Source organism: Marinovum sp. (assembly GCF_034669705.1).
In the GTDB taxonomy this organism is placed as follows: domain Bacteria; phylum Pseudomonadota; class Alphaproteobacteria; order Rhodobacterales; family Rhodobacteraceae; genus Marinovum.
In genome coordinates this window covers 59,673-82,061 of sequence record NZ_JAXMOR010000016.1, presented here as the reverse complement: position 1 = coordinate 82,061, position 22,389 = coordinate 59,673, and the positions used below count along the sequence as shown (strand labels likewise).

Genomic DNA, 22,389 nt, shown 5'->3' with positions numbered 1-22,389 from the left:
GCAATAGAGTGCTGGTGAGATGCTGGAAACCTTGAAAAAACACCTGTTTGCCGGCCACGACAGCCGTCGCATCGCGATCCCCCGAAACATCGGGCAATTCGCGATCTTCGCCGCCGGCCGGTTCCTGACCGAACGGCTCAGCGCCTCGGCCGCGGCGCTGACCTATTCGACGCTGCTGGCGCTGGTGCCGCTTCTGGTGATCGCGTTTTCGATCCTGTCGAGCTTTCCGGCCTTCGACGCGGTCAAGGAACGGATGCAGGCGCTGTTCTTCGAGACCGTGGTGCCCGAAACCGGCGCGGCGATTGCCGACTACCTGGCGGATTTCACCTCGAACGCCAGCGACTTGACCACCTTTGGCGTGCTGGCGCTTGCGGTGACGGCGGTGCTGCTGCTCGGCACCATCGAGGCGACGCTGAACCAGATCTGGCATGTCGAGCGGCCGCGGCCGCTGTTTGTCCGCTTCCTGATCTTCTGGGCGATCCTGACCCTTGGCCCGCTGCTGATCGGTGCCAGTTTCGCCCTGACCTCTGACCTGCTGGTGCTGCTCGACCGGGCGCATCTGCCAGGCTTTGCCGATGGCGACGAGACCACGCCGCTGACCGAGACATGGTTCGTCAGCAAGCTACTCGGCCTGCTGATCAGCATCGTCGGCTTCGCTTCGCTCTTCGTGCTGGTGCCGGCGCGGCGGGTGCGCATCTGGCATGCGCTGATCGGCGCCAGCATCGCCGCCATCGCGTTCGAATTCCTGTCCTGGGGGTTCAATTCCTTCCTCACCTCCGGCTCGAGCTACCAAACGATCTACGGCGCGGTCGCGGCGGTGCCGGTGTTTCTGGTCTGGGTCTATGCCTCCTGGACGGTGATCATCTTCGGCGCGGTGGTTGCGGCTTCGATCCCCGACTGGCTGGTCGCCAGAACCAGCGTCCGCACCGAAATCCTGCACCCCTGTGACAAGCTGGTGATCGCCGCGGCGCTTCTGGCGCAGCTGCACCGCCAGTCCCAGGACGGCGGCACCATCGGCGAGGAAGACCTGGTGGAATCCGCCCCGCTCGAGGCCCGCGACGCGATCTTCGACGCCCTGCATCAGGCCGGATACCTGGTGCGGACCGAGAACGACAAGGTCGCACTGACCCGCGATCTGTCGACCACCACGGTCTATGACCTGGCGGCCGATCTCAACCTGACCCTCGGCCATCCGCCAAACGAGACCAGCGAGATCCCGCAGGAAGTCCGCAATCATTTGGTGCAACGCACCGCGGCAGTGGACGAGTTGCTGATCGGGCTGTCCGAGGCCGAGGCGCGGATCCTCGGACGGCCGCTGGCCGAGGTTCTTGTGGTCCGGAGCGACGACGCGGCCTCTCCGGACCCGGACCCGGACCCGGAGTTGGCGCAGGAGTGAGGTGCCGCCGGGGCCTGGGCCGCCTCCGTCATGGTGTTGCAGGGACGGTACGGTGACGCGCACCCCAGACGATCACGGCCACCGATCCCGCCGCGGCCTGAGCCCCACCACAGCCGGACAGCCCGGCCCGATCTGCATAAAGTGGGGGCCGGTGTCTCCGGCCCCTGCCCGCTACCCCGCCCGGCGCGGGCTGCCATCCTCTGCCGCGCCACCCGGCCGGAAGCGGCATTCCGAGAACACCCGCAGGCTGCAGTCGCGGCAGATATCGTCGCGCAGCGTCGGCACCGCGGCGGCGATGGCGCCGGACTTGCCACCATGCAGGTTGTCCTCGCCCAGCGCCTTGAGCACCCCCAGCCGCGCCAACCGCCGCAGCATGCCGGGAAAGATGGCGATGATGTGAAAGTCGCCGCCGGCCCGGCGCGCCCGCCGGATTTCCGAGATCAGGAAATCCGCGCCCGCCATGTCGATCTTCTCGGTGCCCTTGAGGGTGAAGACCTGGGTGGTCTGGTGCGGGTGGCTGAGATCGCGTTCGCGCATCGCGGCTTCGACCGCATCGACCGAGGCAAAGAACAGCGGCCCGTTCAGCCGCAGCATCCGCAACTGCGGGCATTCCGGCAGCTCGTAGGCATCGGCATTGCGAAAGCAGCGGTGGCCATTGATCTCGGTCGGCGCGCCGATCCCGATCGAGGGATTCGCGCTGTCGTAGAGAAACAGCACCAGCGAGGCGATGACACCCGCGACGATGGCCAGCTCCAGATGGGTCAGGATGCCGGTGAAGAAGGTCGCGGCAAGGATCGCGGTCTCGGCCCGGCTGCGCAGGATGTGACGGATCTCGGCAAAATTGATGAGCCGCCAGGCGACATAGAGGATGATCCCCGAGATCGCCGGCACCGGGATATAGGTCACCAGCGGCGCGAGGATCAGCAGAAGCACCAGCAGGAAGGCAGCCGCCATCAGCGCCGCCATCGGCGTCTGCGCGCCCGAGTCGGCGTTCAGCCCGGAGCGGGTGAAGGAGCCCGAGCCCGCGTAGGACTGAAAGAAGCCGCCGATGGTGTTTGACAGCCCCTGCCCCACGATCTCCTGGTTGGCGTCAAACCGCTCGCCGCGGCGGACGGCGAAGGACCGGCCGATCGAGATCGCCTCGAGCAACCCGACAAAGGCGATGGTGGCAGCGGCCGGCAGCAAGTCAAAGATCTCGGAGGTCGCGACATCCGGGACCAGGAAGCTCGGGATGACGGCGGGCAGCGCGGCGAACATGGCGATGCCTTGCGCCGGCGCATCGAGCGCCCAGCCCATGCCCGCCCCGGCGGCGAGCGCCACGATATAGGCCGGGATGCGCTTGTCGATGCGCTGGATCACCAGGATGCTGAGCAAGGTGACCGCGGCAATGGCAACCGCCACCGGGCTGGTGCCGCCAATGGCGCCGATCAGCCCCGAGAGCCGCTCGTAGACGCCGCCGCCGCCGGCCACCTGCACCCCCAGCGCGCCGCCCAGTTGCGACACGCCGATCAGGATCGCCGCCGCGGCGGTGAACCCCACGATCACCGAATGCGAGATAAAGGCGATCAGCCCGCCAAGCCGGGCCAGCCCCGCCGCCAGCTGAATAAGCCCGACCATCACCGTGACGGTCAGCGCCAGCGCGATATAGAGCTCGGTTCCCGGCACCGCATGGCCCGACAACGCGGTGAAGAGCACCGCCGAGATCGCGGTGGTCGGCCCCGAGACCATGACGCTCGACGAGCCCCAGAAGGCCGCCACCGCCGTGGTGATCATCGCGGTGAACAGCCCGTAATGCGGCGGCAGCCCGGCGATGATGGCGAAGGCCACGCCCTGTGGCAGGACGATGGCGGCGTTTGTCAGCCCCGCCAGCGCATCGGCCCCCAGCGTGGCGCGGTTGATCCGCGACATCCAGGGCCGGCGCGGCGAGAGCATCGACAGGCGGTCAGACATGTGGGCACTCCGTCAGGCAAGCAGTCATACCGCCGGGCGCGCCGTGTTCCGGGCCTGCACCAGCGGCCAGAGGGCCAATACCAGCCGAGACGGTGAAGAACAGCGAAATCGGACGCGGCGCTGTTGCCCCCCTGCGTCTCTGTCGCCTTGAGACAGTGGCGCCGGCGACCCGTTTCAACCCGGCATTCCCTGGCGGACAGGCGTGCGGGATCGGGCTGCGGTCGGCCTGAAGCCGGGGCGCGGGGCGCGACCGTCGCAGCAGGCGCAGGAGCTAGGTGCCATCGAGAAAACCGCGCGCCTGTTCGGACGTCTCGAAGATATGGGTGCGGGCGTGGGGAAAGACCTCGCCCAGCTTCATCCGCATGAAGGCAGAGCCCGAATAGCGCGAAACGGTGCGATAGTAGTCGCGGTGCAGGGCAGCCACCATCCGCGCCCAGTCGGCCTCCAGCAGGTCGTCGATGCGAAACCCGTCGTAGTTCACCAGCACATCGACCCGCCGGCCATGCGGCGCGCAGACCTGCGCCACCATTTCGCCGACGCGCTGCACCTCGTCCCACCTGCGCACCCGCATCTTCTCGAAGTTGAGGAACAGCCGGTCGGTCTCGGCATCCAGTGCAATCCGGTCGGCAAGGTCGAGATGCAGCAGGTCGACCCGCAGCGCCATCTCCTTGTCGGCGAAGATCCGGTGGTCCATCGGCACGATCTCGTCGACGATCGGCGGCACGTCCATCAAGCCGATGATCTGCCTCTCGGCGTCGATGCCCGGAGCCACCTCGATGAGCTTCAAGCCGCGTTCGGTCAGCTCAAAGACGCAGCGCTCGGTCACATAGAGCACCTTCTGGCCCAGCCGTGCGGCCCGTCCGCCGGAAAAGGTGATCTGCTCGACGTCGCTCAGGAACTTGCGCTGCGCGCCCTCGCGCAGGATCTCGACGCCCTGGTCAGTGACCGCGATCTCGAGCCCCTTGGCGGTGAAGGTGCCCGCAAAGACCACCGCCCTCGCGTTCTGCGAGATATTGATGAAGCCGCCCGCCCCGGCCAGCCGCGCACCAAAGCGGGAGACGTTGACGTTGCCCTGCCGGTCGGCCTGCGCCAGCCCGAGGCAGGTCATGTCGAGTCCGCCGCCGTCGTAGAAATCGAACTGCGCGTTCTGCGCAATCACCGCGTCGGTATTGACCGCCGCGCCGAAATCAAGCCCGGAGGCAGGCTGGCCGCCGATGACCCCCGGCTCTGCCGTCAGTGTCAGGTGCTCGAGCAGCCCCTCCTCTGCCGCGACAGAGGCCACCCCTTCGGGCATGCCGATGCCGAGGTTGACCACGCCGTTGACCGGCAGCTCAAAGGCGCAGCGGCGCGCGATCACCTTGCGCGCGTCGAGCCGCATGGCCGGGATCTCGCCCTCGGGCGCGCGCATTCGCCCGGTGAAGCCCTGGCTGAACGTCGTCGCATAGGTCTGCACATGGTTCTCGGGCCGTGCCACCACCACCGCATCCACCAGGATGCCGGGAATCTGCACCTCGCGGGCGGGCAAGGTCCGGGCCCGTGCCACCCGCTCGACCTGCACGATCACCACACCGCCGGCGTTCTTGACCGCCATGGCCTGCGCCAGGTTGTCGATGGTCAGCGCCTCGCGCTCCATGGTGATATTGCCGGCCTCGTCCGCCGTGGTGCCACGCAACAGCGCCACGGTGAGCCGCTGTGACTTGTAGAACAACACCTCCTCGTCGCCGATCTGCATCAGGTCTACCTGAGAGTCGGTTGACAGATCGTTAATCGCGCCGCCGCCATTGCGCGGATCGACAAAGGTCTCGAGCCCCACTTTCGACAGCATCCCCGGTTTGCCCGCCGCGATGTCGCGATACAGCTGGCTGATGCAGCCCTGCGGCAGGTTCCAGCCCTCGATCTTGCCCGCCACGGCCAGCGCCGCCACCTTGGGGATCAGCCCCCAATGCCCGCCGATCACCCGCCTCAGAAGCCCCTCATGCCCCAACCGGTTGAGCCCGCGCACCTTGCCGTCGCCCTGTCCCGCCGCGAAGACGAGACCCAGGTCGCGCGGATGCCCGGTCTCGAGAAACCGCGCCTCGACGGCGGCCAGAAGCTCGTCCGGCACGCCGATCCCGACGAATCCCGAGGTGGTGAGCGTATCGCCGTCCTTGATCAGGGCGGCAGCTTCGGCGGGGGACACGATCTTGTTGCGCATGGCGATACCTTCAGGCCGCGGTCCCGCCGGCGTCAACCGGCAAGACCGCTCCGGTGAGGCTCTGGGCGCCGATTTGGCCGGACACCTGCGCTGGCCGCCCGGCCGGGTGGCAGGTCACGCGCCCCATTTGCCGATCAGGATGCCCGAGGCGGTCTCGTCGCGGCGCAGCGCCCGCACACCTTCGTCGGTCATCGACACCCGGTTCTTGCGCCCGGTCAGCCGGTCAAACAGCGCCGCCTGCATCTCGGCGCGGATGTCCGCATGGTCCGGGTCGCAGCCGAGGTCGTGGAACTCGTCCGGGTCGGTCTCCAGATCGAAGAGCTGCGGCGGGAAGCCCCGGAAGTAGACGTATTTCCACCGCTCGCTGCGCAGCATGTAGCCGCGCGCCTCAGACGGGCCGACGCCCAGTGTCTCGCGCGCCGCGTAGAAGGCATAGTCGATCTCCGACAGAACCGCGTCGCGCCAGTCGTCCGGCGTCTCGCCGCGCAGGAGCGGCATCAGCGAGCGCCCCTCGAGCCGGTGTTCCGCCGGCGGTGCTTCGGTGGCCTCCAGGAAGGTGGGCAGCAGGTCGATGGCCTCGACCAGCGCCTCCGAAGCGGTGCCGCGGGTGGCATCGGCCTCCGGGCGCGGATCGCAGATGATCAGCGGCACCCGCACCGAGCATTCGTGAAACAGCTCTTTCTCGCCCATCCAGTGATCGCCGAGGTAATCGCCGTGATCCGAGGTCAGCACGATCATCGTGTCGCGGTCGCGGCCGGTTTCCTCAAGCCAGGCAAACAACCGCCCGAGGTGGTCATCAATCTGCTTGATCAGCCCCATGTAGGCCGGCAGAACCACCTCGCGCGCGCCCTGCATCGAGAAGGTCTCTGAGACTTCCAGCTGCATGAAGGCGTCATAGACCGGGTTGGGATCGGCACGCTCCTCCTCGCTGCGGTGGAGCGGCAGGAAGGTCTCGGGGCCATACATGTCGTGGTAAGGCGCCGGCGCGATATAGGGCCAGTGCGGCTTGATGTAGCTGAGGTGCAGGAGCCAGGGCTGGTCGCCCATTTCCTCGATGAATTCCTGCGCGCGCATGGTCATGTAGGCGGTCTCTGAATGCTCTTCCTTTACCCGCGCCGGCAGGTTGGAGTTCTTCAGATACCAGCCCGAGAGCACCTCGCCGTCCTCGCCTTCGGCGGAATTGGCATAGCGGTCCCAGGGGTTGTCTCCGTCATACCCCTTTGCGCGCAGCCAGTCGTTATAGGCCAGCTTGCCGCCCTTGGCCGAGAGCACACCGTCGGGGTGCAGACCGTCGTCACGCTCATAGGGGTCAAAGCCCGGCTGGCTGACCTTGATGCCGATCTCGCCGCCGGGGTCGACGCCCAGCCGTGCCATGCCCTCGCGGTCGGGGATCATGTGGGTCTTGCCGACCACCGCCGTCGTCATCCCCTGGGGCCGCAGGTAGTCGCCGATGGTCAACTCGCCCAGTGGCAGCGGCACCCGGTTCCAGGTGGCGCCATGGCTGAACACCGTGCGCCCGGTATAGGTCGAGGCGCGCGACGGCCCGCAGACCGGCGATTGCACATAGGCGCGGTCGAAACGGACGCCTTTGCTGGCCAGCTTGTCGATATTGGGCGTGTCGAGATGCGGATGGCCATAGCACGACAGGTAATCCCAGCGCAGCTGGTCAGCCATGATGAAGAGGATGTTCTTGATCTTTGTCATGCGGTTATCTCATCAGTCCGGGAAGGAAGGTGGCGATGGGCGGGAAGATCAGCACAAGGATCAGCCCGACGACCAAGGCGATGATATAGGGTGTCACGCCGCGGAAGATCGCGCCGAGCTTGACGTCGGGCAGCACCGATTTCACCACGAAGACGTTCATGCCGATGGGCGGCGTGATCAGCCCGATCTCCGAGACCAGCACCACCAGGATGCCGAACCAGATCATGTCGATGCCGCTGATCTGCAGCGCCGGCAGGAACACCGGCACCAGCAGCACGAGGATGCCGATCGCCTCGAACACCATGCCCATGAGGATGGCGATGATGCAGACGAAGATGACCAGCTGCATCGGCGATAGCTCGTATTCATCGACGAAATCCAGCAGGTCGTAGGGCAGGCCCGACAGGTTGATGAACTGCGAGAACACGATGGCGCCCAGGAGCACGATGAAGATCGTCGCGGTGGTCACCGTGGCGTCTGCCAGGCATTCCTTCCATTCGCCGAGGGTGCGCAGGTTGCCGCGCAGCACGGCGATCACCGCGGCGCCGAAGGCCCCGATGCCCGAGGCCTCGGTGGCGGTGAAGGCGCCGGTGTAGATGCCGCCCAGCACCACGAGAAAGAGGATCAGCACCGGCAGGGTGCCGCGAATGGCCTCCTTCTTGCGCGCCGGCTCCAGCGGCGGCGCCGCGGGGGCCGCCAGCGGATCGCGGCGCACCACGATGCCGACGCAGATCATGAAGAGCGTGACCAGAAGCAGCCCCGGCAGGATGCCGGCGATAAACAGCAACCCGATGTCCTGTTCGGCGATCAGACCGTAGATCACCAGCGGCACCGAGGGCGGGATCATGATGCCCAGCGTGCCGCCCGCGGCAATGGTACCGGCGGCCAGCTTGTCGGAATACTTGTAGGTCTTCATCGGCGGCATGGCGACCTTGGCCATGGTGGCCGCCGTCGCCAGCGTCGAGCCGCAGACGGCGGAAAAGCCGCCCGCCGCCAGCACCGTGGCCAGCGCCAGCCCGCCGCGGTACTTGCCGAGCCCGGCATAGGCCGCATCGTAGAGATCCTTGGAGATCCGCGCATGGACGATGAAGACGCCCATCAGGATGAACAGCGGGATCACGCTGAGGTTGTAGTTCATGCTGTCTTCGAGCACCTGCTGGCCGACCATGGCCAGCGAGGCCTCGAAGCCGCGTTGCAGGCCGAAGCCTATGAAACCCACCACCAGCGTGGCAAAGCCGACGCGGAACCCAAGGAAACAGAGCCCGAGCAGGGCAGCAAAACCGATCAGGGCACTGACCATCAGAGGTCCTCCACATGCTTCTCGGCCCGGCCGGTGCCGGTCATCAGCCCGAGCACCTGGCAGACCACGCTCACCGCCGCCAGTCCGGCGACGATGCCGAAGACCCAGGATAACGGCCATTCAAGGACGATGGTGCGCGAATTCACCTCGGCCGCGTGCAGCGCCGCCTCGAACAGGACATAGACGATCAGGCCCATCACGCAGAGCGACAGCCCCTGCACCGCGATGTCATAAACCCGCGGCGAGATCGCCCGCACCTGCGTGTCGAACAGCTCGACCACGATGTGCTTGTCGCGGGCATTGGCAATGCCGAGACCGGCAAAGATCACCAGCGCCAGCATCACCGAGATCATTTCCGACGCCCCGAAGATCGGAGCGCCGAGGAGATAGCGGCCGACGACATCCACGAAGGTCAGCAGCATCATCAGCGCCAGAACGATGCTGGAGAAGATCTCCAGCATCTTGACGATCAGCGCAAGAACGCCGGCGCCCGCGTGGCTGCCCGCGTGACTGTCAGTCGGCCCGGCCATCAGTTCATCGCCCCTTCCACTTGGCTGCGGTAGAAGTCGAGCGCGGCCTGAGCGTCGATGCCGGCATCGCCGGCTCTCTTGAGCCAATCCTCGGTCACCGGTGCCGCGGCCTCGATCAGGGCCTGCTCGAAGGCCGGATCGGCGGCGACCACCTCGATGCCTGCTTCGGCATAATCCTCAACCGCCGCATCGGTCGCGGATTTCCAGCGCGCCCCCGCGATTGCGCCCAGAACATCGCCAGAGACGCTCATGATTGCCGCCTGATCTTCGGCCGAGATCTCGGCCCACTTGTCCTTGTTGGCAAAGACCGAAAAGGAGGTGGTGTAGAGCGGCTTTTCGAACTTGGTGTTCGACTTGGTATAGGGGAACAGCTGGAACGCCTGCACGCCCTGCGGATCGAGCCCGAGGTGGCCGTCGACCACGCCGCGCGAGATGATCTCGTTCGACTTCACCGCCGGGGTGGAGACCACGCCGGTGCCGAGGCTCTTGGTGATCGCGGCGAGCGGGCCGGGCAGCACCCACATCTTGCGGTTCGCAAGATCGTCGATCGAATTGATCGGCGTGTCGGTCTGGCTGTAGAGCTCGCCGGGGTTGATCACGAACTGCGACAGCAGGTGTACGTTTTCGATCTCGTCGGCAAAGAACTTGCGGTTCGTGGCCCAGAGCGCGCGGGACATGGTCTCGGGGTCGTAATTGCCGACAAACGGCAGCATCGCCACCTCCGGCCCGATGGCTTCGGACAGGAAGCCGTTGAAGCTGATCGAGACATCGACGATGCCCTTCTCCACGGCCGCAAGCTGTTCTGGCGGCGGGGCCACGGATTTTGGCGGGATGTTGCCCGTCACCCGGCCTTCGGTCACCCGCTCGACCTCTGCGATCCAGCCCGGCAGCACCTCGGAACAGACGAAGTGGCTCGACGGCCAGAAGCAGTTGACCAAAAGCCGCGTCTTGGCGCTGGCCGCGCTGCCCGCGACGATCAGCGTCGAGGCGATAAGTGCAAGTTTCAGTGTCATGTCTCTCTCCCGTGTTTGACCGGCTGTGCGGTGCGGTCGCCCCCGTCGTAAACTCTCAACCGTCCAATCCGCCAAAGCTGCGGATATCGGTGCCGGCCTTGCGGCGTGTCTCGGTGTAGGCGGTGAAGGCCTCGATGGCCGGCGCGTCCTCCCAGGCCTCCAGCGCCTGCGCGTAGCTTGGCCGCGCCGAAACCCGGTCGAACCAGGCCTTGAGGTGCGGCGTGCGGGCGTAGGGCCAGCCCATCAGGTCGAAGCGATGCAGGTTCGGCATCCAGGCGATATCGGCGAGCGAGAATTCCTCGCCCGCCAGGTAACTCCGCCCGTCCGACAGCAGCGCGTCGAGGTGACGGAACCCCTCGTCGGTGCGGCGCACGGCGGCGTCGATCCGCTCGGGGTCGAAGCCGGCGGCGAACTCGCGGCGGAACTGCTTGAGCCAGTCGTTGCGGTGCCGCTTCTGGAACGCCTCCGCCACCTCTGGCGGCGGTGGCGGGGCGGCGCGGAACAGGAACTCGAAGGTCAGGAGCTTCAGGTCCAGTTGCGCCGCATCCGCCTTCTCCAGCAACTCCGGCTGGGTGGTCGCCGCCAGCGCCGGGTTGCGACCAGCCAGATGCCGGATGATATCGATCGACTCGATGATCAGCGCGCCGTCATCGACCAGCGCCGGCACCAGCCCCTTGGGGTGGATCCTCTGATAGGCCTCGGTGGCGTGCTCGTCCTTCTCGAGGTTCACCAGATGGCTCTCGAACGCCTGACCGGTCTCGGCCAGCACGATCCTGACGCGCTGCGAACAGCTCGACATCGGCGCGTGCCAGAGATGCAGCCCGGAGAGGTCCTTCAGGGTCGGGTCTTGCGGTTCGATACGTGGCATCTGCGCGGCCTTCTCAGAACTTCACCCGGTCACCGCCCTTGAGCGCGAGGATCTCGCGCGCCTCGTCGGGCGTGGCGACCTCGCAGCCCAGGTCCTCGACGATTCGGCGGATCTTGGTGACCTGGGCGGCGTTGCTTTCGGCCAGCTTACCACGGCTGAGGAACAGGCTGTCCTCCAATCCGACACGGACGTTGCCGCCCATCTGGCTGGCGGTGGTGGCGAGGTTCATCTGCGATCCGCCCGCGCCCAGCACCGACCAGCGGTAATCGTCGCCGAAGAGCCGGTCGGCGGTGCGCTTCATGAACACCAGGTTGTCGACCTCGGGTCCGATGCCGCCGAGGATGCCAAAGATGAACTGGATGAAGACCGGTGCCTTGAACAGCCCGATATCCATGCAGAATTTCAGATTGTAGAGATGGCCGACGTCATAGCATTCATGCTCGAACTTGATGTCATGCGGGGCCAGCGTGTCGGCCGCTTCCTTGATGTCGCGGAAGGTGTTGCGAAAGATGTTGCCGTCGGAATTGGCGACGTAATCCTTCTCCCAGTCGAACTTCCAGTCATCGTCGGAATAGCGCTTGGCCAGCGGGTGGAACGAGAAGTTCATCGACCCCATGTTGAGCGAACACATCTCGGGGCTGAACGTCTTGGCCGGGGTGATCCGGTCCTGAATCGAGAGGCTCAGCGAGCCCCCCGTGGAGATGTTGACCACCGCATCCGTCGCCTGCTTGATCCGCGGCAGGAAAGGCTGGAAGTCCTTGACGTCGACCGAGGGCGCCCCGGTCTCGTTGTCGCGGGCGTGCAGGTGCAGGATCGACGCCCCGGCCTCGGCCGCGTCCATCGCCTGTTGCGCGATGTCGTCATAGGTATAGGGCAGCGCGTCCGACATGGTGGGCGTGTGGATCGCGCCGGTGATGGCGCAGGTGATGATGGTTTTCTGGCGAGCCATGATGGCCTCCTTGTCAGGTGTCCTTGCGCTCGACGCGGTAGCCGAGCGGGAAGAGTTGCAGATCGAAGCGGTGACGGATGAAGCCCCAGACCCCCTGCGGCGCCTTCAGCATCACCACGATGGCGACGAGGCCGAGGACCATCAGGTAGATGGTACCGAGGTCGGCGAGGGTTTCGCGCAGCAGGAAGAAGACGATGGTGCCGATGATGGGGCCTTCGATGGTGCCGATCCCGCCGATGACGACGATAAAGATCACGAAGGCGGTCCAGTCGTTGACGGAGAAGGCCGCGTCGGGCGAAATCCGCAGCTTCTGCAGGAAGATCAGCGCGCCGACGATGGCGGTCAGGCCGGAGGTCACGACATAGACGAAGAACTTGGTGCGCCAGATGTCGATGCCGAGCGAGGCCGAGGCCAGTTCATTGTCGCGGATCGCGGTCAGCGCCAGCCCCTTGCGCGAGCGCAGGAGCAGGTAGACGGCGGTGACGACGATGAGCGCCGCGCCCAATGCCAGCCAATAGCTGAGCGCCTCACGCTCGGACCGGCCATCGGCCATCGAACGCACGATATCGGTCGGCAGCGACGTGCCGGAGCCGCCGCCCAGCGCCGAGACCTGCGCGAAGGTCAGCCGGAAGACCTCGGCCATGACCCAGGTGCCGATGGCGAAATAGGCGCCCCTCAGCCGGAAGATCAGCGCCGCGACGGGGATCGAGATCAGCGCGCCCAGCACACCCGCCAGCGCAATAGCGACCAAAGGCGGCAGCCCGGCAAAGATGGTCAGAGCAAACAGCATGTAGCCGCCGAAGCCTACATAGGCCTGCTGGCCGACCGACACCAGCCCGGCGTAGCCCGCCAGCAGGTTCCACAAGCTTGCCAGCGCGAGGTAGAGGAAAATCTCGCCCATCAGCCGCATGTCGGCCCGGCCTGCCCAGTAAGGCGCGGCGATCAGGATCACCACGATCAGCGCGCCCAGTATGGCGGCCACTTTCGCCGCGTTGGAGGTGCGGCTTATCCGGATATCTGTGTTCATCCGCTGATCCTCGGGAAAAGGCCGTTGGGGCGCACGGCGAGAATGACGAGAAAGGCGATGTGGCCTGCCAGAAGCTGCCAGCCCGGGTTGATCGTCGCGCCCACGGTCTGGGCCACGCCGAGGATGACGCCGCCGACCAGCGTGCCCCAGAGGTTGCCGAGGCCGCCGATGATCACCGCCTCGAAGCCGAAGATCAACCTGCCACCGCCCACTGACGGATCGAAACTGGTGCGTATGCCCAAGAGGATGCCGGCCACCGCCGTCACCGCCAAGGCCAGCGCCATGGCGAGGCCGAAGACATGACGCTTGTTCAGCCCCATGAGCTGGGCGATATCCTGGTTGTCCGAGGTGGCGCGGAAGGCACGGCCCAGCGGCGTGCGGTAGAAGGTCCATTGCAGACCGGCGATCACCGCCACTGCGATGGCGAAGGTCAACAGCGGCAGCACGCCCAGCGACAGCGGGCCGACAGCGACCGAGGCGGTCTCCAGCGCGCCGGCGTCCATCTTCTGCGGATCGGCGCTGTAACCCTCCAGCAAAGCGTTCTGGATGATCACCGACAGGCCAAAGGTCACCAGCAGCGGCGGCAGGATATCATCGCCGAGGGTATGGTTCAGCACCGCCCGTTGCAGCACATAGCCGATGCCCGCCATCGCCAGCGCCACCACGATCAGCGCCACCAGCGGATGCACACCGAGCATGACGGTGGTGGTCAGCCCGAGATAGGCGGCCAGCACGATCAGATCGCCATGGGCGATATTGACCAGCCGCATCACCCCGAAGATCAGGCTGAGACCGGCGGCGAAAAGCGCATAGAGCCCGCCCAGCAAGGTGCCCTGAACCACTGCGTTCACGAAATCCATCATGCCACTCCGAAATAGGCGCGCGCGATATCCTCGCGCGAGACGGTGTCGGACCTGCCCTGAAGCGAGACCCGGCCCTCCTGCAGGCAGTAGACGCGGGACGAGACCGCCAGCGCCTTGGTGATGTCCTGCTCGACGATCACCGCGCTCATGCCGCCGCCGACGATGCCGGGCAGCGCCTTGTAGATGTCGCGGATGATCACCGGCGCGAGGCCGAGGCTGATCTCGTCGAACATGATCAGATCGGGGTTGGCCATCAGCGCGCGGCCGATGGCGACCATCTGCTGCTGACCGCCCGAGAGCGAGGTCGAAGCCTGCGAACGGCGCTCCTCGAGGATCGGGAAGAGCTCGTAGACGCGGGTCAGGGTCCACGGACCCTCGCGGTTCACCCGGCCGCCGATCATCAGGTTCTCCTCGACCGAGAGCGACTGGAAGAGCTGCCGCCCCTCGGGCACCATGGCGAGGCCCATCTGCGCCACCACGTCGGGGCGCTCGGCACCGATGGCCTTGCCGCGAAAGCGCACCTGGTCCGCCTTGTTGCCGATCAGCCCGGCGATCGAGCGCAACAGCGTCGTCTTGCCGGCACCATTGGCGCCGATGATTGCCAGCACCTCGCCCTCGTTGACCTCCAGATCGACGCCGTAAAGCGCCTGGAAATCGCCGTAATAGGCATCGAGACCGGTGAGTGTCAGGATCGCGTCAGGCATCGGCTTCAATTCCCAGGTAAATTTCCTGCACTTCCGGGCTTTCCATGATGGCTTTCGGTTCGCCCTCGGCGATCTTCTTGCCGAAATCGATCACGATCAGCCGCTCGACCACCGCCATCAGTGCATGCACCACATGCTCGATCCAGATGATCGAGACGCCGCTGGCGTGAATGCTGCGGATGGTGGCGATCAGGGATTTGCATTCCGCCTCGGTCAGCCCGCCGGCGATCTCGTCGAGCAGCAGGAGCCGCGGTTTGGCACAGAGCGCGCGGGTCAGCTCCAGCCGCTTGCGGTTGAGCAGGGTCAGCCCCCCGGCACGCGCATTGGCCTTGTCCAACAGTTCGGTCTGGTCGAGCACCTCGATGCAGAGCCGTTCCGCCTCGCGGCCCCGAAGCCCTGCCGATTGCGTCGCCGCCACCATGGCGTTCTCGAACACCGTCATGTGGGTGAACGGCTGCGGCACCTGAAAACTGCGGGCAATGCCCGAGCGCGAGCGCCGCGCGGCGCTGAGCCCGGTGATGTCCTCGCCGGCAAAATGGATGCGGCCACTGTCGGCCTTCAGCGTGCCGGTGATCAGGTTGAACATTGAGGTCTTGCCGGCACCGTTCGGCCCGAGCACGCCCAGCGCCTCGCCTTGGTTCAGCCCGTAGGTCAGGCCGTCAGCGACGGTCACCGCGCCGAAGGATTTCGACACGCCGTCAAGTTGCAGTATCTGCGTCATCGGGGTCTCCGGTTGAGCGGTGTCGGGCGGCGCGCGAACGCCGCCCCTTGCGGTCAGAGCAGTTTCAGCTCGCCGGTCAACGGGATCTCGGGTGCGGCCGAATTGGCCACGATCTTCAGATCGAAGCCGTCACCCTCCTTCTGCCACTGGCCCGCGACCAGCGGCGTCTTGGTGACGTTGTTGATCGGGCCGTTCGACCAGTCGACCGGGCCCACGATGGTGTCGAGCTTGGTCTCCGGGATCGCCGCGGCGATGGACTCGTAATCCTCGAGATCCTCGGCGCGGCGCACCACGTCGGCCACCACCTCGAAGAGCGCGTGCTTGAAGCCGATCGGCTGGGTCCAGGGCCGGCCAGAGGCGGCGGAATAGCCCTCGGCCAGCTCTTTGGCGCTTGCCCCGGTGAGCGAGGAATTGAACGGGTGGTTCGGCGACCACCAGACCTCGGACGAGAGGCCGTCGCCCCGGTCGCCCAGCGACTCGATCACCGAGGGGAAGAGCAGCGCCTTGCCGATGGTCACGACCTTGGGGTTGAAGCCCTGCTGCGCCGCCTGCGACCAGAAGGTGGCGAAGTCCGGCGGGATCATGTTGCCGGTGACGATTTCCGCGCCCGCCTCTTTGAAGGCGTTGATGTAGTTCGAGAAATCATCGGTCAGCGGCTGATACCTGCCGGGGTCGGTCAGGTCGTAGCCGGCGGCGGCCAGCGGCTTGGGCAGGCCCAGCTCGGCGTCGCCCCAGGCATTGCCGTCGGCGTCGTTCGGAAACAGCCCGCCGACGACCTTCTGCACGCCGGCCTTGTCCCACATGTCGAGGAAGGCGGCGATCACGTCCTCCAGCCCCCAGAAGAAATGGTAGGTATAGTCGAACCCCTGCCCCGGCACGCCGTTGCGGCCGAAGAAGTAGGGCTGCCACGGGCAGTCTGTGGTGATGCAGGGCACCTCGTTGATCTCGGCCTGATCAGAGACCGGGTTCACCGTGTCGGGCGTCGAGGCCGCAACGATGATGTCGACCTCGTCGCCGAGGATCAGGTCGGCGGCCACTTCCGCGGCGCGGTTGGGGTTGGACTGGCTGTCCTTCGAGATGATCTCGATATTCCAGGTCTTGCCGTTGTTCTCGATGCCGGCGTTGAACTGTTCCTGGATCGCGGCCAGCACGTAGTCATCGGCCTCGGCAAAGCCCGCCAAGGGGCCGGTGCGCGGGCTGACGTGACCGACCTTCAGCGTCGGCGTCTGCGCATAGGCGCGGGTGCCGCGCAGGATCGCCGGAGCGGCCAGCAGGGCTGTGCCCCCGGTCAGGAACTTGCGGCGTGACGGTGTCTTGAATTTGTTCATGTTGTCCTCCCAATGCGCCGGTCTCCCACCGGCTTTTTCACTCTAGTCGAGAATTCCGTCCAGTTTCCGCAAATGATTGCCCACGCGGGCGCGCACCGCCTCGGCCTCGGCCTCGGTCCACTTGCGGAACCCCTCGCCCGATTTCATCCCGAGCTTGCCGTCCTCGACGAGTTGCTTGAGGTAGGGCGACGGGCCTTGCCGGCTTTCCAGATCAAACAGCACGTTCTCGTGGATATCCAGCGTCAGGTCGGTGCCCACCAGATCGGCGTTCTCCAGCGGGCCGAGCACGGCCAGCCGCCGTCCGAAGCAGGATTTCACCACCGTATCGACCGCCTCGGCGTCACAGATGCCGCGCTCGACAAGGCTCACCGCCTCGCGCCAGAGGGCATGTTGCAGCCGGTTGCCGATAAAGCCCGGCACGTCCTTTTCCACCATCACCGGGGTCTTTCCGGCGCTGGCCAGCAGCGCCATCATCCGGTCGGCGACCTCGCCGTCGGTCCATTCGGTCTTGATGACCTCGACCAGCGGGATCATGTGCGGCGGGTTCCACCAATGGGTGCCAAGCGCCCGCTCGCGCAGCGTCAGCCCCTCCATGATCTTGGTGATCTGAATCACCGAGGTGTTGGACGCCAGCACCGCCTCCTTGGGCGCATGTTCCTCGACCTCGGCGAAGATCCTGCGCTTGAGGTCGAGCTTTTCCGGCGCCGCCTCGAAGACGAAATCCGCCTGTTTCACGGCTGTCCGGACCGAGGAACAGAGCTCGATCAGCTTCAGCGCGCGGGCAATCTCCTCTTCCTCGGCGCCCAGCACCTTGAGACTGTCCGAGATCCGCTTCGGCGCCGATTTCAGCGTCTCTTCATGCGGGTCGGTGATCGTCACATATTGCCCGGCACGGGCCAGCGTCAGGGCGATGCCGTGGCCCATGAGCCCGGCACCGATGACGGCCATCTGTTGCTTCTTGGGAACCATCGCTCAACCCGCCGTATAGCCACCGTCGGCATAAAGGATATGCCCGGTGTAGAAATCTGACGCCTTCGAGGCGAGGAACAGGAGCGGCCCGGCGAGGTCTTCCGGCTCGCCCAGCCGACCCTTGGGCACGCGGGCGAGAAAGCCCTTGCGGACCTCTTTCGCCTTGTCGGTGTCCTCGAACATCCAGGCGGTGAGCGGCGAGCGGAAAACCGTCGGCGCGATGGCGTTGACGGTGATGCCGGTGGGGCCAAGCTCGCAGCCCAAGGCTTTCACGATGCCGTCGGTCGCGGCCTTCGACGCGCAATAGGCGGTGTAGCCCGCCGGGTGGCCCAGCAGCCCGCGTGCCGAGGAAACCAGCACGATCTTGCCACCCTGCCCCTGCGCCTTCATCTGGCCGGCGGCGGCACGTGCCAAGAGCCAGCTTTGCGTGACATTGGCGTCCATCACCGAGGTAAAGGTCTCCGGCGCCATGTCATTGATCAGCGCCACCTTGTTCATGCCAGAGGCCACCACGAGGATGTCGAGCTGCCCGTAGGCCTCGACCGCCTGCGCCACGAGGCCGTTGCAGGTCTCTTCGTCAGAGGGGCGCGTGTTGATTGCCGTCACCTCGGCGCCCATGTCGCGGCATTCGCCGGCGATCTCGTCAAGCGCCTCCTGGTTGCCGGCGACCAGCACCAGCTTGGCCCCGGCGCCACCAAGAACGCGCGCGGCCACCATGCCGAACGCGCCCGAGGCCCCGGTGATCAGCGCCACCTTGCCCTTGACGTCGAACATCGAGAGGGGATTGGTCAGTGCACTCATGGCTCAGGCCTCGGTCTTGGGTTCGGGGGGATAGGGAATGACGACCAGCATCTTGCAGGTGTCGTTGCTGCGGTTCTCGATCTTGCGGACCTCGCCGGGGGGAATGGTGCAACTGTCCATCTTGCCCAGAACGGTTTCCTCACCGTCGACAATCACCGTCATCTCGCCCTCGAGCACGACATAGACCTTCTCGAAGGGTGTGGCGTCGGGCCCTGCGCCGCCGCCCGGCAGGAACTGGCTGAACCCGATCCACTGGTTCTTCGGCCCGCCCTCTTCAAAGCCCTGGAGCCTGAGCCCGTGGCAGCCGAAATGGTTGGGCGCGTCGTAGCTGCCCGCATCGGCGAAACGTTTCAAATGCATGACGTTCTCCCTGTCACAAGTGCTCAGCGTGTGTCGGCGGTGCCGACGGTGACCTCGTCTCCGATCGTGATGGTCATCAGGTCGGCCCCCACCTCTAACGGACCGTCGTAGGTCTGGCGGGTCTGTTCGACCAACGCCTCGAGCGAGATGTCGGGCGAGGCCGGCGGGCCAAGGCGCACGATGTGGGAATAGACCGCAAGTCCGGGCGCGGCGGCGGAAAACACCTCTCCCGCTTCGACGGGCGTGGTGTGATGCCCCATGATCGCGACGATCGGCGGATTGCCGGCGATGGCCTCGGCGGCCATGGCGACCTGATGCACCAACAGATCGGCGCCGGTCGCGGCCTCGATCACCGCGTCTTCCTTCTTGGTATCGCCGCTCAGGACGACCGTGTGTTCGCCGTATTCGATCTTGTAACCGACGGCGGGCTTGATCTTTTCGCCGTGGTTCACGGTAAAGGCGGTCACGGTGACGCCATCGTGGTCGTAAACCACACCGTCCTCGGTGAATTCGGTCACGTCCCATTCGACGCCGGCGGCCGGCAGGTTCTGATCCTCGACGCGGATCTGGATGTCGGCGGCAAAGGCGGCGGTCAGGCCGTCGGTCAATGCGGTCACACCCTCGGGTCCGGTGATTCTGAAGGGTTCGGAATTGGCGCCGTAGGGCACCAGCCAGGAGGTCAGCCACAGGTCGGGCAGGCTGATCAGGTGGTCGGAGTGATAATGGGTGAGAAACACCTCATCGACGTCACCGGGCACAACGCCAACCTGCCAGAGCCGCTGGACCGCACCGCGCCCGACATCGAACAAAAGCAGTTGTCCGCCGGCCGAGACCAAGGTGGCATAGCCGAAGCGATCGAGCAGCGGCGCGGGCGTGCCGGTGCCCAGCAGGGTGACAACCATCTCGTTCTCGGTTGCAATCGCACTGTCGGCCTGAGCGGCCAGCGGCAGGCCAGCCGCCGCCATCAGTGCAAGCGCACCGGTCAGTTTTCGTGTGTTCCAATCCATCGGGCTTCTCCTCCCAAACATGTTTCGTGACGGGTTGGCCGCTCCTCCCAGAGCGGCCGTCAGGATCGGATCCTAGAACTCCGCCCCGTCGTCGATGCGGAAGCCCTGGGACTTGTCGATCATCGCCACCAGGCGGATGATGCAGCCGTCACCGCGATCCCAGTTCCAGGGGAAGAAGGCGAAGGTACAGCGCTTGCCTGTCACCGCGTCCAGATCGCCGCCGACGTTCTCGATGCCGAGGATGCCGTTCTTGAACAGGATGTTGTGCACCGGCTCCCACTCGGGGAAGTCATCTTTCCAGTCGTTGCCGCCGGACCACTCCTTGTACTCCTGCTCGAGGTGCGGCAGCAGCGGGCCGTTCCTTTGCGGGCCGATGGCAGTGGCCAGCGGGTGGTCGTTGGCCTGGGTGTCGTGGCCGACGACCTTGACGCCCTTTTCCACCATCCATTCTGCGGCCGAAGACACCAGACCGGGGCAATAGGCGAAATAGTCGCCATCTTCGTAATCATGGTGCCAGCCGGTGTTGATGATCAGCACGTCGCCCTTGCGGATCGCGTGGCCACAGGCCTTCTCGAGATCCTCGCCGGTGATTGGCTCCCATTTCTTCTTGGGGATCGACACGACCAGCCCTGTGCCGAAGAAATGCGGCAGCGGCACCTCGTCGATGAAGGGCGTGCCCTGCACCACATGCGCCGGCGCATCGATATGGGTGGTGGCGTGCATCGTGGTGGTGATGCGCTGGCTCAACACGCCCGACTTGGCCATGTAGTGGATACGCTCGATCTTGGTATCCTGGAAATACGGCCAGTTGGGGTTCTGAAACCCGAAGCGGTGGCTGAGGTTGTAGAACTCCAGACCCATGTCGTTGTCGGTATTTGCCTGAAACTCGATTCCGCGGATCTCGACCATCGGATGCACCTTCTCTGTTCACCGGCAGGGGCCGGTGGCGGTTGGCTTGAAACTGTCAGAGAGCTCCTCCCTCTGTCTCGAATTACGGTACATAGCGCCCACCATGCGGTCAATAAAAACCTGCAATTCGATTGACCTGCACCGCATCGCGGTACATAACTGACCAGACCCGGCACGGCAGAACCGCAGGAACAGAAGGGCCGAGACCTTGCATGATTGAAGAAAATGGCAAAAAAGACCGCTCTGGCATTCAGGTCATTGCGCGGGCGGCGGCGATCCTGAGGGCGCTCAAGGAAGAACGCAGCGGCCTCAGCCTCGGTCAGATCGCCGCGCGGGTGGACCTGCCCCGTTCTACGGTACAGCGAATCGCCGGTGCCCTGTCCGCAGAGCGGTTCATCATCCAGGACCCGAACGGCGGCGGCATCAGGCTCGGCCCAGAGCTCGGTGCCTTTGCCGAGGCGGCCAATTTCAACATCGTCGAGCGCTGCCGATCAATCCTCAACGAGGTCACCCAGAAGACAGGAGAGACTGCCGATCTGGCCGTCCTGCGCAACGGCGCGATGATCTTCCTCGACCAGGTGCCGGGGCTGCACCGGTTGCGCACCGTGTCCTCGGTGGGCGAGGTCTTTCCGCTGTCGACCACCGCCAACGGCCGCGCCTGCCTGTCGCTGATGCCGGACGTTCAGGCGCGCGCCATGATCGAGCAGGAAGCCGGCGGGCCGCTGCCGCCGGACGAGATGCAGGCACTGATGGCCAGGCTCGACGATATCCGCAGCGTCGGCCTGGCCTATGATCTCGATGAACATACGCCCGGCATCTCGGCCGCAGGCTTTGCGTTCCGCGACCTCAGCGGCAACTACCACGCCATCTCGGTGCCTGTGCCTTCGATGCGCTTTGCCGACATCCGGCCCCGGCTGGACGAGGCCTTGCGCGAGGCGCAGACAAGGGTTCAGACCGAGTTTTCGAACGTCGAATAGCCGCCAATCCGACCCCGCCCTGCCGTCCGAAACGGCCCGAGGCAGTCGCGGACCGCTGGCCCGCGGCCTCTAGCAGGTGTAGTTCAGGCCAAGGCGTCCGCCATCGACATAGATCGTCTCGCCGGTGATGTAGCTGGCCTTCTTCGAGCACAGGAAGGCCACCACGTCGCCGATCTCGCGGGCGCTGCCGGCGCGGCCGAGCGGCGTGCGCGACATCGCCACCTTGAAGGCCTCGGGGTTGGCGTTGACGCCGGCCATCATCTCGGTGTCGATCGAACCGGGGCCCACCGCGTTGACCCGGATGTTGTGCTTGGCCAGCGCCAGCGAGGCCACCTTGGTGAGCTGCATCACCCCGCCTTTGGAGGCGCAATAGGCCGGGATCGCCGGAATCGCCACCTGCGCGTTGATCGACGACATGTTGACGATGGCACCTTCGATCTGGTTCTCGACCATCATCCGCCCGGCCTTCTGCGTCGCCAGAAAGACGCCGCGCAGGTTGATCGCGATCACCCGCTCCCAGGTCTCGAGGTCGTACTCGAGGAAATCGCCCGGCATGGCGACGCCGGCGTTGTTGACCAGCGCCGTGAGCGGCCCGTGATCCTTGGCGATCCGGTCGAACAACGCTTCAACCTCGGCCACCTCGCCCATGTCGCAGGCGACCGCCGCCACCGCGCCCAGCTTTTCGCCGGCCGTGGCCACGCCGTCGGCCTTGATGTCGGCGAGGATCACGTCGAAGCCGTCCTCCTTGAGGGCCTCGGCGCAGGCATATCCGATGCCTTGGGCGCCGCCGGTGATCAGTGCGAGGGGTTTCTGTGTCAT

21 protein-coding genes are annotated in these 22,389 nt (G+C 65.7%); 2 read left to right on the top strand and 19 right to left on the bottom strand.

Features of this window, described 5'->3' with window-relative positions; all coding sequences use genetic code 11:
• Nucleotides 1–19 precede the first annotated feature (19 nt).
• Complete coding sequence (locus tag VOI27_RS12880; RefSeq protein ID WP_323765759.1) at nucleotides 20–1,396, top strand: YihY family inner membrane protein; 1,377 nt, start codon at nucleotides 20–22, stop codon at nucleotides 1,394–1,396.
• A gap of 171 nt (nucleotides 1,397–1,567) precedes the next feature.
• Here the strand turns inward: VOI27_RS12880 and VOI27_RS12875 are convergent, their stop codons facing one another.
• The 18 genes from VOI27_RS12875 to VOI27_RS12790 all read right to left on the bottom strand — a co-directional run bounded on the left by VOI27_RS12875 (nucleotide 1,568) and on the right by VOI27_RS12790 (nucleotide 20,593).
• Nucleotides 1,568–3,346 (bottom strand): SulP family inorganic anion transporter, encoded by a 1,779-nt coding sequence (locus VOI27_RS12875; protein WP_323765758.1) that lies wholly within the window; start codon nucleotides 3,344–3,346, stop codon nucleotides 1,568–1,570.
• 271 nt (nucleotides 3,347–3,617) lie between these two features.
• On the bottom strand, nucleotides 3,618–5,540 hold the full coding sequence (locus VOI27_RS12870) for an acyl CoA:acetate/3-ketoacid CoA transferase (RefSeq protein WP_323765757.1): 1,923 nt from the start codon (nucleotides 5,538–5,540) through the stop codon (nucleotides 3,618–3,620).
• 114 nt (nucleotides 5,541–5,654) lie between these two features.
• Entirely contained in the window at nucleotides 5,655–7,244 is a 1,590-nt protein-coding gene (locus VOI27_RS12865; protein WP_323765756.1) for an alkaline phosphatase family protein, read from the bottom strand.
• Between the two features lie 4 nt (nucleotides 7,245–7,248).
• Nucleotides 7,249–8,544 carry a TRAP transporter large permease gene (locus VOI27_RS12860; RefSeq protein WP_323765755.1) on the bottom strand — a complete coding sequence of 432 codons (1,296 nt, stop codon included), beginning with the start codon at nucleotides 8,542–8,544 and terminating at the stop codon, nucleotides 7,249–7,251.
• Nucleotides 8,544–9,074, bottom strand: coding sequence for a TRAP transporter small permease (locus VOI27_RS12855; RefSeq protein WP_323765754.1), 531 nt, complete (start codon nucleotides 9,072–9,074; stop codon nucleotides 8,544–8,546). The genes VOI27_RS12860 and VOI27_RS12855 overlap by 1 nt, the downstream gene beginning before the upstream one ends.
• Complete coding sequence (locus VOI27_RS12850; RefSeq protein ID WP_323765753.1) at nucleotides 9,074–10,087, bottom strand: hypothetical protein; 1,014 nt, start codon at nucleotides 10,085–10,087, stop codon at nucleotides 9,074–9,076. The genes VOI27_RS12855 and VOI27_RS12850 overlap by 1 nt, the downstream gene beginning before the upstream one ends.
• Nucleotides 10,088–10,142: 55 nt before the next feature.
• On the bottom strand, nucleotides 10,143–10,955 hold the full coding sequence (locus tag VOI27_RS12845) for a glutathione S-transferase family protein (RefSeq protein WP_323765752.1): 813 nt from the start codon (nucleotides 10,953–10,955) through the stop codon (nucleotides 10,143–10,145).
• A gap of 13 nt (nucleotides 10,956–10,968) precedes the next feature.
• Nucleotides 10,969–11,904: a 3-keto-5-aminohexanoate cleavage protein gene (locus VOI27_RS12840; protein ID WP_323765751.1), complete on the bottom strand. Its 936-nt coding sequence runs from the start codon at nucleotides 11,902–11,904 to the stop codon at nucleotides 10,969–10,971.
• A 13-nt stretch (nucleotides 11,905–11,917) separates the two neighbouring features.
• Complete coding sequence (locus VOI27_RS12835) at nucleotides 11,918–12,931, bottom strand: branched-chain amino acid ABC transporter permease (protein WP_323765750.1); 1,014 nt, start codon at nucleotides 12,929–12,931, stop codon at nucleotides 11,918–11,920.
• Nucleotides 12,928–13,791: a branched-chain amino acid ABC transporter permease gene (locus tag VOI27_RS12830; protein ID WP_323765749.1), complete on the bottom strand. Its 864-nt coding sequence runs from the start codon at nucleotides 13,789–13,791 to the stop codon at nucleotides 12,928–12,930. The genes VOI27_RS12835 and VOI27_RS12830 overlap by 4 nt, the downstream gene beginning before the upstream one ends.
• Nucleotides 13,791–14,498 carry an ABC transporter ATP-binding protein gene (locus tag VOI27_RS12825; RefSeq protein ID WP_323765748.1) on the bottom strand — a complete coding sequence of 236 codons (708 nt, stop codon included), beginning with the start codon at nucleotides 14,496–14,498 and terminating at the stop codon, nucleotides 13,791–13,793. The genes VOI27_RS12830 and VOI27_RS12825 overlap by 1 nt, the downstream gene beginning before the upstream one ends.
• Nucleotides 14,491–15,219 carry an ABC transporter ATP-binding protein gene (locus VOI27_RS12820; protein ID WP_323765747.1) on the bottom strand — a complete coding sequence of 243 codons (729 nt, stop codon included), beginning with the start codon at nucleotides 15,217–15,219 and terminating at the stop codon, nucleotides 14,491–14,493. Before VOI27_RS12820 ends, VOI27_RS12825 begins: the two co-directional genes overlap by 8 nt.
• 53 nt (nucleotides 15,220–15,272) lie before the next feature.
• Entirely contained in the window at nucleotides 15,273–16,547 is a 1,275-nt protein-coding gene (locus VOI27_RS12815) for an ABC transporter substrate-binding protein (protein WP_323765746.1), read from the bottom strand.
• Between the two features lie 42 nt (nucleotides 16,548–16,589).
• Nucleotides 16,590–17,495: a 3-hydroxyacyl-CoA dehydrogenase family protein gene (locus VOI27_RS12810; RefSeq protein ID WP_323765745.1), complete on the bottom strand. Its 906-nt coding sequence runs from the start codon at nucleotides 17,493–17,495 to the stop codon at nucleotides 16,590–16,592.
• Nucleotides 17,496–17,519: 24 nt separating this feature from the next.
• Entirely contained in the window at nucleotides 17,520–18,317 is a 798-nt protein-coding gene (locus VOI27_RS12805) for an SDR family NAD(P)-dependent oxidoreductase (RefSeq protein ID WP_323765744.1), read from the bottom strand.
• Nucleotides 18,318–18,320: 3 nt separating this feature from the next.
• Nucleotides 18,321–18,677, bottom strand: a complete 357-nt coding sequence (locus tag VOI27_RS12800) for a cupin domain-containing protein (protein WP_323765743.1) — start codon at nucleotides 18,675–18,677, stop codon at nucleotides 18,321–18,323.
• A gap of 23 nt (nucleotides 18,678–18,700) precedes the next feature.
• Nucleotides 18,701–19,684 carry an MBL fold metallo-hydrolase gene (locus VOI27_RS12795; RefSeq protein WP_323765742.1) on the bottom strand — a complete coding sequence of 328 codons (984 nt, stop codon included), beginning with the start codon at nucleotides 19,682–19,684 and terminating at the stop codon, nucleotides 18,701–18,703.
• 72 nt (nucleotides 19,685–19,756) lie between these two features.
• The gene (locus VOI27_RS12790; RefSeq protein ID WP_323765741.1) at nucleotides 19,757–20,593 is read right to left on the bottom strand and encodes a cyclase family protein; all 837 of its coding nucleotides are present in this window, start codon (nucleotides 20,591–20,593) and stop codon (nucleotides 19,757–19,759) included.
• A gap of 212 nt (nucleotides 20,594–20,805) precedes the next feature.
• Here VOI27_RS12790 and VOI27_RS12785 point away from each other — a divergent pair, with 212 nt between their 5' ends.
• Nucleotides 20,806–21,570 (top strand): IclR family transcriptional regulator, encoded by a 765-nt coding sequence (locus VOI27_RS12785; protein ID WP_323765740.1) that lies wholly within the window; start codon nucleotides 20,806–20,808, stop codon nucleotides 21,568–21,570.
• A gap of 69 nt (nucleotides 21,571–21,639) precedes the next feature.
• Here VOI27_RS12785 and VOI27_RS12780 read toward each other — a convergent pair whose 3' ends face one another.
• A complete protein-coding gene (locus VOI27_RS12780) occupies nucleotides 21,640–22,389 on the bottom strand; it encodes an SDR family oxidoreductase (RefSeq protein ID WP_323765739.1) in 750 nt (249 codons plus the stop codon).